Genomic DNA, 207 nt, shown 5'->3' on the forward strand with positions numbered 1-207 from the left:
TTTTATTTTGGACTGAATGGCCGCAAAATCGGAAATAAGACTGAATCTCAGCTCTATTTTAGTTGCTCCCTGAAAACCAGATGCGAATATGAGAAAGGGAATCACCATATCTTGATTAAGCCCTCGATCGATTAGTACTGGTCAGCTCAACATGTCACCATGCTTACACACCCAGCCTATCCACCCTGTCTTCTTCAGGGGATCTTA

Annotated in this window: 1 rRNA gene; it reads right to left on the reverse strand. The window is 43.0% G+C overall.

Annotation, left to right across the window (positions count from 1 at the left end):
- Positions 1-111 precede the first annotated feature (111 nt).
- Positions 112-207, reverse strand: a 23S ribosomal RNA gene (locus EFBL_RS13195); the annotation flags it as partial.

Source organism: Effusibacillus lacus (assembly GCF_002335525.1).
Lineage (GTDB): Bacteria > Bacillota > Bacilli > Tumebacillales > Effusibacillaceae > Effusibacillus > Effusibacillus lacus.